Below are 8,721 nucleotides of genomic sequence, written 5' to 3'. Positions count from 1 at the left end.
ATCGTTATATTAACAGTATTGCTGGTGCGGTAATTCCAGTCTTTACCAAGCTATAAGAAGCTGGTATAGCATCAATACACCGGTACACCACTGTCGCAAGACAGCCGGTGTACCGGTTTTTATTTGTGCCTATTCAGTTTTTTGTATGATACGGATTCTGGTATCAGGTGAAAAATAAAAACTTTGTTATATTTGTCTTGGCTGTGCAGCAAGACACGTAGCCCTTGATGCAAATATGCAAGAGAGAAATAATGCAGCATAATCCAGGATTCCTGAAATTAGTAGAGCAAGTAAGGAAACGTGTAAAGGAATGTACAGTAGCGGATGCGCAAGCCAGGCTAGCACAAGGAATGCAATTCCACTTCATTGATGTGCGGGAAGATCATGAGTTTTTGATAGATCACGCAGCGGGTGCTAGTCATCTTGGAAAAGGTATTATCGAGCGTGACATTGAAACAGCAATACCAGATAAAAACGCGCCGATTATATTGTATTGCGGTGGAGGTTATCGGTCGGTTTTGGTGGCCGATACGCTGCAGCTAATGGGTTACAAAAATGTGTTGTCGTTGATTGGTGGGATTAAAGCATTGCGTGATGCTGGATTTTCATTAGAGAAAGATAAACCAATCTAGAAAAGCAGTCATTCTTGTTGCATATTGCAGCATCTTTTACTGAAGTTAATCGTCAATGTTGCAAAGATGTAATACCTCACGGATTTTTTTCATCCTTAATCGATAAATCTGTTTGTTCAGTTGGCTGTGCAGAATTGCCATTTTTGATGTGGCGAGTGGCAGTATAGTTTGTGTTGTGACTATTGTTGTCGGACACCATATGTGCTCTTTCAAGTGGTAATGTTTCACCACGAAAAAATCTAGGATCCCGAAAGTTCCACCACATCATCAAAGGAATTCCTAAGAATAATGCGACAACTCCGATTAGGAATACCGCACCCATGCCAGCAATTGATCCGCTTGATCCATAATCCGGATCCATCATATTCCAGGCTTGAAGAATTCCTACTGCAATTAGCACAATAGCGGCCATAGTTGGCAGCAATACTTGTGAAACAGTTGTGCGCCAGTGATTAAAGGCCGTGCGATGGAAATATAACGCACAGGATAACGCTGCAACTGAGTAATAAGTGCAGATTGCAATACTGACACTATGAATCGTGTCTTTAATAATCGATTCACTAATTAGACTAAGCGTACTGTAGATGATCAGTGTCATTAAGCCGATAGACCAAGTAGCAAATTTTGGAGTCTGTGTTACTTCGTTAACAGAAGAAAACCTTTGTGGAATTGCCCGGTAAGTCGCCATTGCTAAGGCAGCACGCGCAGCAGGCATAATCGTAGACATTGTGGAGGAGAAGGCAGAAACTCCGATGATCAATGCAGCAACCAACGCGCCCTTGATGCCGATGATATCAGTGGCAAGAACTGTTATGCTGGAATCAATATTGTCCTTAAACGTCAGACTCGATTGATGGTTGGGATCTATACCGGCATAAGCCAATGCTGTAGTGGAAAAGACAACATAAGTGATAACTGTAATGATCATTGAAATAATACCGCTTTTTCCAGCTTGTTCTGCACTACCTTCCGTTTCTTCCGACATTGCCAAGGATGCATCAAAACCCCAGAATATGAAGAGTGCAATAAGAAAGCCATCCAGAAAGGTAGTAAATGAAGTGATTGCAAATGGATTGAACCACTCAAGCGAAAATGTCTCGGCGGTACTGACAGCGTTTCCTTGCATGACACGGAATAATAGGAATGCTGCAAGTGCGATAAGAATGCTGTATTGAGCGATTGTCAGAATCATGGTGGTGCGAGAGGATTCTTTAGCACCAAGCGCGGTGAGATAGGTTGTGCTGAAAATGAAAAGGCCCGCTACCCCAATATGAAACCACTTGGGGATATCATTCAGATCGAAAATAAAAGCCGTCGCATTTACCATAATTTGAGTGGCGGCAACGCCTGCCAAAACACTTGCTAGTAAGAGTGCCCAGCCACCAAACCAACCGAACCTCGGTCCTATGGCTTTTGTACCCCAAGTGAAAATAGTGCCGGCATCTGGAGCAGAAGTAGTTAAGTGCTTGTAAGACAAGGCAACAAAAAACATTGGAATTACCGAAAGTATGAATACAATCGGTAATTGATAGCCGCTTCCAGCTGCGCCATAGCCAAGTGCTCCGGTTAAAGAATAAGCCGGGGCGGTTGCTGCTAGACCGATCGTCACCGCAGCCCATTTGGATACGGAGCCTTTTTTAAGACCTTTGGCTTTTAAATCATGCATCACTGTTTCTTCATGCATCTCATACCTCTTGGTTTTATAGGGGGTGCTGAATAGAATATTCCGAATTTGCGCCGAAAAGTAGCAAAGATCGTGAGTTAAGTCAAAGATCACTAGCTGTTTCTTAAACGCATCTTTCGTTTTTTCTCATTTCTTAAAACTGGAAATCTTGCGATTAACGCCTGCGCTATTCTTTGTATTGCAGGCAGGTTATCGAAGTAGAATCCATCTAGCGTTTTGTCGTCAAGCGCGGTGTGAGGTTTATTTTGATTATAAAAACATGAAATATTTCTCTAAGCCTCGCTCTGCATCATTTACGCTGCCGTAGACGTGTGGATATACTTCTTCGTTCTTCGTGTTTGACGTTCTTCCAAAGTCGCTCGATAAACACGTTATTATGCTAACTACCCTTTGCTGATTTTGATGCCATTTACAATCATAGCCGAGGTTTTCATTAATATTGATAAAATTAGATTTATAATAGTTGTAAATATCATCTTAAGCAAAATTACAATGATTCGATTAATTGTTTCCTTCACATTTTTTCTCGTTATCGGGCTTCTGGGTTACAACTATTTTTTTGGCACAGAACAAGAAAAGGAACAAGCACAAGAAATTTTTGCTAAGGGAGCCGAGGTCGTAGGTGCTAGTGCGGATCTTCTGGAAGCTGAATATGAAAAATTCAAAGAGGGAAAATATGACAAGTCCCTGCAGAATATTAGTAATTTCTTGAGTAATGTAAAGGAAAAGGGTGGCGAATTGGTTGTTGAAATTGATAGTTGGGAAAAAAGAAAAAATGATTGGAATCAAAAGAAAAATGACATAGAGAAATTACTCGATTCTGATTCAGATTTGAAGAATGAAGAGATTAAGAAAATAATTCAAGATCTAGAAATAGAAGGTGGCTTACTGAGAAATGAAGGCAAACTTCTTAAGGAAAAGGCGAATTGATTTTTTTAGAATCACCAAGGTGACCTGATCGGCCATCATGATTCATGACATTCTGACTCCTTCCAGAGCTGCCATCAATAGTTCCTATCTGCTCGACGAGGCTGAACACCTCAACACTTTGCTTCCTCTCATCAAGCTTTGTGAGCAAAAGCAAGCGCAAATAGAAGTGCTAGCGCGACAATTAGCAAATAAAGTACGTAATAGAGAGCAGACGCGGAATGGTATTGATGCGCTGCTCCATGAGTATGACCTTAGTACGCAGGAAGGTGTGTTGCTGATGTGTCTGGCCGAAGCGCTATTGCGCATTCCCGATGCGGCTACTGCTGATCGACTGATCCAGGATAAACTTTCTGAAGCCGAATGGGGTCGTCATCTCGGTCATAGCGCATCATGGCTGGTCAATGCATCTACTTGGGGACTATTGCTCTCTGGCAAGGTTGTCAAGCTCGAGACGTCCTCATCATCCTTCAACCGTCTTGTCAGACGCAGCGGTGAGCCGATGATCCGTATGGCGATTAAACAGGCAATGCGTCTCATTGGATATCAGTTCGTTATGGGAAACACTATTAATGAAGCATTCATGCGCAGTAGCGAGGACGGAAACAAACGCTATCGTTATTCGTTCGACATGCTCGGTGAAGCAGCTCTCACCAGCACTGATGCTATGCGCTATTGGGGTGCTTATCACCACGCTATTACCACTTTGGGTGAGCAGGTTTGCGAGAGTGAATTGTTGGATCATCCCAGTATCTCGGTGAAGCTTTCTGCGCTTCATCCCCGTTACGAATATACCCAGAGGCAGCGCGTGCTCGATGAACTGACACCGCGCTTGTTGGATTTAGCACTTGCTGCCAAGGCTGCCAACATCAGCATGACTATTGATGCCGAAGAAACGGAGCGTCTTGATCTCTCGCTCGACTTGTTTGAAATCGTTTATTGCAACAACAAGCTTGATGGTTGGCATGGTTTTGGTTTGGCAGTACAAGCGTACCAGAAGCGAGCCATTCCTGTTATTGACTGGATCGCGCAATTGGCGCGCGCGTACAAACGCCAGATTCCGGTTCGCCTCGTCAAAGGAGCTTACTGGGATGCTGAGGTCAAATTGGCTCAGGAGCGTGGTCTTGACGATTATCAGGTGTTTACCTGCAAAGCGGCGACCGATGTCTCATATCTTGCCTGTGCTCGCCACCTCCTTGACAGTGGTGATTTGCTCTATCCTCAATTTGCCACTCATAATGCCCGTACTGTTGCCACCCTTATTGTCATGGCTGAATCTCGTTCATTAGAGTTTCAGCATTTGTATGGTATGGGTGAGGCGCTTTATACTGCCGTACTTGATGAGCATCCGGAATTCAATTGCCGCGTCTACGCGCCCGTCGGCGACTACCATGCGTTGCTTCCCTATCTGGTGAGGAGACTGTTGGAAAATGGTGCCAATAGCTCTTTCGTTAATCAGATCGTTAATAAGCGCATTACTATGGAAGAGATCATCGCTGATCCTGTTAGTGTGCTTGAACGCCGCCATCCGCAGATTTCTACACCCCGCTATCTCTATGGTGAGGCACGACTAAACTCAAGCGGCATTAATTTTTCTGATCGCGAGGTACACAAGCACCTCGATCAAGCACTGCAAGAAGCATGCCGACAACTATGGCATGCTGCACCCTTCGTCGATGGTCAAGTCCTCATAGGCAACGCGCAAACTATTCTCAATCCCGCTGATCGTGCTGATGTGATCGGCGAAGTGTTACTCGCAGATATGAACGCTGCTGATAAAGCACTTAGTGTTGCGCATGACGCCGCACCCGAATGGGCTAACCGCAGCGCGAATGAGCGCGCTGCATTTTTAGAACGGGCCGCAGAGCAATTTGAGGAGCAGCGTGTCGAATTGATGGCGCGTATCATTCGTGAGGGTGGACGCACCATTCAGGATGCGCTCAACGAAGTGCGCGAAGCTATTGATTTCTGCCGCTACTATGCCACTCAGGCACGCCAACATTTTGAGCACCCCATCACATTACCTGGTATCACAGGGGAAAGGAGTCAATTGCAACTAATGGGACGCGGCGTGTTCATCTGCATCAGCCCGTGGAATTTTCCAGTGGCCATTTTTGCCGGTCAGATTGCGGCTGCGCTTGCTGCCGGTAATTGTGTTATTGCTAAGCCGGCAGCGCTGACACCGCTATGTGCTGCGTATGTAATACACTTGTTACACAAGGCTGGTGTTCCTCAAGAGGTGCTGCATTTTATTCCGGGTAGCGGCAGAGAAATTGGCGCTAAACTGGTGAGTGATGCTCGCATTGCTGGTGTCGCATTTACCGGCTCTATCAGTACAGCACGACAGATCAACCAAGCGCTTGCTCAAGGCGTACGTATTCTTCCTTTCATTGCAGAAACCGGAGGTCAGAATTGCATGGTCGCCGATAGTTCTGCGTTGCCAGAACAGGTAGTGAGAGATGTTATCACCTCTGCATTTAACAGTAGCGGACAACGCTGTTCAGCACTGCGCGTGCTTTTTTTGCAGCATGAAATAGCGCCGCAAATTCTGGAAATGCTGAGCGGCGCGATGGATGAATTATGCATCGGCAATCCCATGCATCTCAACACGGATATCGGGCCCGTCATCAGTATGTCCGCGCATGATGATCTGCAACAGCACAGCAAGCGAATGAACAACGAGGCACGTCTGATCAAGGCGATGCAACTCCCTCAAAGCAGCGAACAGGGCAGCTATTTTGCCCCGCGCGTTTATGAGATCGAGAAACTCAGCCAGCTCCAGCATGAAGTATTCGGTCCTATCCTCCACATCATTCGATACCAGGCCAGTCGTTTGAATGATGTGGTTGCAGCCATTAACAACAGTGGTTACGGCCTCACCCTCGGTATCCATAGCCGTATCGATACCACCATCGACTATATCACCCGCCACACCCATTGCGGTAATACCTATGTCAACCGCAGCATCATTGGCGCTGTCGTCGGCTCGCAACCTTTCGGTGGCGAAGGATTGTCTGGCACTGGTCCAAAAGCTGGCGGTCCCCTGTATCTGCAGCGCTTTGCGACTGAACGAGTCGTCACTGTCAATACGGCAGCAGTAGGGGGTAATGCTGCACTAATGTCACTTCACGAGAATAAACCTACTGGCGATTCCTAGGTTAAAAGAGGTGCTGCCAAATTAACTGAATCTGAACGATTTAAAATCGGCCAGATTATTTGTTATGTACTCGGATAGTTTATTTGTTCCCTACAAAATTTATTTGAATGGCTTGTATAAAATGCTGTTACTAGAGTATAGTTCGCACTCAGCCATTGAAGTCCAAGCAGGAGAGCGCGCTAGTTACTAAGAAGCGCCGCCGAAGGCGTAACCCCCCCGGAATCGCTCAGGCATGGTCAAGTCAAACTTGTTCCTTAAGAACCGCTTGTGACGGGCAATCTGGAGAGTGCCAGGAGATTATTTTTTGGCCACCGAAGGGGCACGCGGATGCTAATCTGTAAATCTCTCAGGTAAAAAGGACAGAGGGGTGCGAAGTCATCTGCAATGACTTTTATTTATTTCCGGGAGAAAATCCGTGCTGAAAATGACACCCCTTAATCAAACCCACCGCGATATGAACGCCAAAATGGTGGATTTTGGTGGCTGGGATATGCCGTTACATTACGGCTCACAATTAGACGAGCACCATAAAGTCCGCCAAGATGCGGGAATGTTTGATGTCTCGCACATGTTGCCAGTCGATATTAAAGGCGACAATGTGCGCGATTTTTTACGTCAATTGGTGGCAAACAATGTTGATAAATTGACACTTCCTGGTAAGGCGTTGTATTCCTGTATGCTGACTCCGCAAGCAGGTATCATCGACGATCTGATCATCTATTTCCTGTCTGAAACCTGGTTTCGCATCGTGGTCAACGCTGGCACAGCCGATAAAGATGTCGCCTGGATGCTCAGAAAACGCGATGAACTGGCACCTAATTTAGAGATTACGCCAAGACGCGATCTTGCCATGATTGCTGTGCAAGGGCCAAATGCCCGCGCCAAAGTCTGGCAAGTCATTCCAGATTCTCAATCAGCGACCGAAGAATTAAAACAATTTCAATCCGCAGTTGTCGGTCAATATTTTATCGCACGGACAGGTTATACCGGCGAAGATGGTTTTGAGATCATTCTGCCCGCTGCGGATGCGCCAGCGTTCTGGAAAGCGTTGTATGCTGCCGGTGTCGCTCCTGCCGGGTTGGGTGCGCGTGATACGTTACGTTTGGAAGCCGGTATGAATTTATACGGGCAAGATATGGATGAAACGAAGAACCCGTTAGAATCAGGTCTGGCTTGGACGGTTGATCTGAAAAGCGAGCGTGATTTCATTGGCAAACAAACATTGTTGGATGCCGCCGTTACGCATCAACTGGTAGGGTTGGTATTGGTTGATCGTGGTGTACTGCGGAGCCATCAGCAGGTTGTCGGACAAAAAGATGGCGTTGAGTACCCAGGCGAGATTACCAGTGGTGGATTTTCGCCAACCATGAACCAATCGATTGCTTTGGCACGCATCTCGGCACAAATAGCCACCGGAGATGAAGTCGATGTCGTGGTGCGCGATAAAAAGCTGCGTGCAAAGGTGGTAAAATATCCGTTTGTGCGAAATGGCAAAGTATTGGTTTAATTAACAAGTAATTAAAAAATATTACATTACTTTATTAATCTGGAGTGAAAAAATGAGTATTCCAACAAATTTAAAATATAGCAAATCTCATGAATGGGTGAAATCTGAAGCCGACGGTACAGTAACTGTTGGTATTTCCCATCACGCACAGGAATTACTCGGGGATATGGTATTTATTGAGTTGCCAGAAGTCGGGCGTGTGCTTAAACAAAAAGAAGAATGCGCGGTTGCGGAATCAGTTAAAGCAGCTGCAGATGTGTATTCCCCCATTTCAGGTGAAGTTACTGCAGTGAATTCTCCGTTGGTCGACGAGCCGGGAAAGATAAACGAAGATGCCTATTCGGCTTGGCTGTTTAAATTAAAACCGAGTAATACAGCAGAGCTGGATGGATTATTGGATGCAGCTGCTTATAACGAATTGGTCGAGAACGAAGATCACTAAGATCACCTTAGAATCGAAATGCGCTTTTATTTGACTATTTTATACCTTATTTCTTAAAGTCCTTTAGATAAATCATGCCGTTTATTCCACATACCAAAGAAGATATTGCCGAAATGCTTACTAGCATTGGTGCGAAAACAATTGAAGAGCTTTTTGATGAAATTCCGAAAGAATTAATCAGTGGCGAGCTAACAGGCGTTCCCCCCAGACTCAGCGAAATGGAAATAGCTCGATTGATGATGGAGCGAGCCACCCAAGATGGGTTTTATCAAAACTTCATTGGAGCGGGTGCTTATGAACATCATATCCCGGCGGCGGTCTGGCAAATCACCACGCGTGGAGAGTTTTATTCTTCCTACACACCTTACCAAG

Annotated in this window: 6 protein-coding genes, 1 pseudogene and 1 riboswitch; of the genes and pseudogenes, 6 read left to right on the top strand and 1 reads right to left on the bottom strand. The window is 45.6% G+C overall.

All coding sequences use genetic code 11. The features are described 5' to 3' along the window. Positions 1 to 251: 251 nt before the first annotated feature. The gene (locus K2Q13_RS11725) at positions 252 to 632 is read left to right on the top strand and encodes a rhodanese-like domain-containing protein (protein WP_292921317.1); all 381 of its coding nucleotides are present in this window, start codon (positions 252 to 254) and stop codon (positions 630 to 632) included. Positions 633 to 708: 76 nt separating this feature from the next. On the opposite strand, the gene K2Q13_RS11720 is transcribed toward K2Q13_RS11725, so the two are convergent. After that, entirely contained in the window at positions 709 to 2,316 is a 1,608-nt protein-coding gene (locus K2Q13_RS11720; protein ID WP_292921316.1) for an APC family permease, read from the bottom strand. Between the two features lie 492 nt (positions 2,317 to 2,808). On the opposite strand from K2Q13_RS11720, the gene K2Q13_RS11715 reads away from it, so the two are divergent. The 5 genes and pseudogenes from K2Q13_RS11715 to K2Q13_RS11695 all read left to right on the top strand — a co-directional run. Next, positions 2,809 to 3,246, top strand: coding sequence for a hypothetical protein (locus tag K2Q13_RS11715; protein ID WP_292921314.1), 438 nt, complete (start codon positions 2,809 to 2,811; stop codon positions 3,244 to 3,246). 37 nt (positions 3,247 to 3,283) lie between these two features. Next, on the top strand, positions 3,284 to 6,400 hold the full coding sequence (putA, locus tag K2Q13_RS11710) for a bifunctional proline dehydrogenase/L-glutamate gamma-semialdehyde dehydrogenase PutA (protein ID WP_292921313.1): 3,117 nt from the start codon (positions 3,284 to 3,286) through the stop codon (positions 6,398 to 6,400). 269 nt (positions 6,401 to 6,669) lie between these two features. After that, positions 6,670 to 6,773, top strand: a riboswitch (glycine riboswitch). Between the two features lie 42 nt (positions 6,774 to 6,815). After that, entirely contained in the window at positions 6,816 to 7,907 is a 1,092-nt protein-coding gene (gene gcvT, locus K2Q13_RS11705) for a glycine cleavage system aminomethyltransferase GcvT (protein WP_292921312.1), read from the top strand. A gap of 52 nt (positions 7,908 to 7,959) precedes the next feature. Beyond that, the gene (gene gcvH / locus K2Q13_RS11700) at positions 7,960 to 8,349 is read left to right on the top strand and encodes a glycine cleavage system protein GcvH (protein WP_292921311.1); all 390 of its coding nucleotides are present in this window, start codon (positions 7,960 to 7,962) and stop codon (positions 8,347 to 8,349) included. A 74-nt stretch (positions 8,350 to 8,423) separates the two neighbouring features. Continuing rightward, positions 8,424 to 8,721: pseudogene (locus K2Q13_RS11695) on the top strand (glycine dehydrogenase); the annotation flags it as partial.

Origin of the sequence: Nitrosomonas sp., from assembly GCF_019752095.1 — a bacterium.
Classification (GTDB): domain Bacteria; phylum Pseudomonadota; class Gammaproteobacteria; order Burkholderiales; family Nitrosomonadaceae; genus Nitrosomonas.
Note: the sequence above shows the minus strand (reverse complement) of the source record. Positions and strands in the feature narration are given on the sequence as shown.

What these genes read in the sequence shown, in the direction of transcription:
- K2Q13_RS11725 (WP_292921317.1), top strand. Translation starts at nt 252, where the DNA reads ATGCAGCATAATCCAGGATTCCTGAAATTAGTAGAGCAAGTAAGGAAA.
- K2Q13_RS11720 (WP_292921316.1), bottom strand. Translation starts at nt 2,316, where the DNA reads ATGCATGAAGAAACAGTGATGCATGATTTAAAAGCCAAAGGTCTTAAA.
- K2Q13_RS11715 (WP_292921314.1), top strand. Translation starts at nt 2,809, where the DNA reads ATGATTCGATTAATTGTTTCCTTCACATTTTTTCTCGTTATCGGGCTT.
- putA (WP_292921313.1), top strand. Translation starts at nt 3,284, where the DNA reads ATGATTCATGACATTCTGACTCCTTCCAGAGCTGCCATCAATAGTTCC.
- gcvH (WP_292921311.1), top strand. Translation starts at nt 7,960, where the DNA reads ATGAGTATTCCAACAAATTTAAAATATAGCAAATCTCATGAATGGGTG.